The sequence below is a fragment of the Vibrio sp. M260118 genome (assembly GCF_036533755.1).
Classification (GTDB): Bacteria; Pseudomonadota; Gammaproteobacteria; order Enterobacterales; family Vibrionaceae; genus Vibrio.
In genome coordinates this window covers 1-1,991 of record NZ_JATABG010000501.1, presented here as the reverse complement: position 1 = coordinate 1,991, position 1,991 = coordinate 1, and the positions used below count along the sequence as shown (strand labels likewise).

Sequence of the window (1,991 nt, the reverse complement as noted above, 5' to 3'; positions counted from 1 at the left end):
GAAATTACAACGCTCAGGTTGGCGAGACTTACGCCATGATCAAAGCACTGAACAAACTTACAGGGCTTGGTATGCCTGAAACTCAGTATATTGTATAAAAGTCGCTCAACTTTAGGAGGTTTGGTTTCTCGTCTGAATTACGCAACAAAAGGCCTTAGGCTATTCAAACTGCCTGTTTTAATCACCATCTAAGATAAACTACTCTTTTCAAATCGAATATGCTCAAGGTAAGTACTCTGTACAGTTTCGACGGTATGACTTACCTATCCCATACACCACATGTTGCGTGTCTTGTTAGTTACATTATCGGTGAAAATGCAGTTAGTCACTCTTTATCTATATAGTTTTAAAGCAATTAGAGATATGGCTCAATCTTGTTTGTTTCTTATACTGCTGTTGTTGGCATAGTAGGGGTTTATTGAAGAATAAGGGCAACGATGACCCGGCGGATGAGCTAATACATCCAGTTAAAGGCATATTCGCGGGATCATTTTTTTAGGATAAAGAAATCTTTGTTAAAAGACTTCTCTATACTTTCGGGCTGAGTATGCTCATATCCATGTTCAATTAAGTATTTTCCCAAAAATGGTTTACTTGATAAGCCCAAGCATATCGTAAATGCAATCAGTAATAAGAGTCCATTTTTACTAAAGCGCCTTTTTATGAATGACTTTAATCTCTGTTCTCGATTAGTTAACAATGAAAAAACGGCTGCGAATGTAAATAGGATACAAAAGAACAAAAAAGGTATTAACCCAAAAGAGTAACTCACATATAACTCTTTGTTTGTTAGAAATAAAACGGCGTAGAAATCTCTAAGGAGTAAACATAAGATTAAGGGCATTAGCGTTAGCCACATAAGCACCCCAAGAACTGAAATCATCTTATTTATCATTAGCTAGCTCTTTCAACTCGTTAATCAGCACATCTTCAACTTTAAACTCTTCCCAAAAATAACTTATCGCAGAATCAACTAATAAGAAAATGAGGAAGCTCGCAACAATTGGAACAGAAATACTAAATAAAACAAAAAGAGATACGATTCCAGCACTTGCGGTCAATGATGTCATTACTTTGAATAAGTCACTTCCCATACTTCCACACCAGTCGACCAAATGGTAGGCGTCGTTAAACACTAGCTCATTTGTATTGATAGTTGCAGAAACAATTAAGCTTAAGACTGCGCCTTTCTTAAAACCATTTACAGTATCTTCGGCTAAAACACCGAGTTGTTTAACTGTTGGGTTGGTAATTCTGTAAGGATGATTCTTTTTAATGTTCAACCCGTTGACAATGGCGTAGTGCATTTTTGGGTCATTCCAAATGCTTGAAATTACGATTCTTTCTATTCCTTTTACGTCAACATATTGTTTAACAGTAACACCAAGGCCGCCCAAAGCACTTGAGACTTGTACCGCAGTAACAAGGCCAACTCCTACGTCGATTTTTGAATGAAGGTCACCTAAAATGCCTAATACTTTGCTGCCGATTGTTTCACCATCTTCTTTTTTTTGATTCCAGATATTTAAGGCGCACTTAGCTGCATCATCAACACTTAAAATACAAACTTGTGTATGTCGTTCTTCTAGATATTTTCTAAGGTCATTTTGTAAATCATCGTTCCATTCTTTTTCTGTTAAGTTATATGCTTGTTGATAGGAATTACGCTTGATCTGGTCCCACTCTTTGTCTCGCTCCTGGTACCTCTCTTTTCTCTGTCTCTCAATTTTTGCTCTTGGTGTTTCTGTTCGTACTTCTTCTTTCTCAACAGCTATTTTTGCAGGTACTAAAGAGCCTGTTGGAGCAAAGTTTTTTGCGGTTGCACGTTTTAGTGCTGCATCTGATTCGGCAAAGCGCTTAGCGTCTTGACAGCTTGAGCATGGACATATTTCAGGATTTTGATGGCCTATGGGGCATTCATGAGGTTTAGCTTTGTCAAAGATGTCGTAGAGCATTGATTTTAGGATAATAAAAAACTGAATAGTTAGCAG

General features: G+C 37.3%; 1 protein-coding gene and 1 pseudogene. One reads left to right on the top strand and one right to left on the bottom strand.

What is annotated here, in order from left to right; all coding sequences use genetic code 11:
• A pseudogene (locus QTO00_RS18875) lies at positions 1 to 98 on the top strand (IS5/IS1182 family transposase); the annotation flags it as partial.
• Positions 99 to 884: 786 nt separating this feature from the next.
• Here QTO00_RS18875 and QTO00_RS18870 read toward each other — a convergent pair.
• Positions 885 to 1,991 (bottom strand): hypothetical protein (locus QTO00_RS18870; RefSeq protein WP_331426129.1); only part of this gene is annotated, 1,107 nt, incomplete at its 5' end.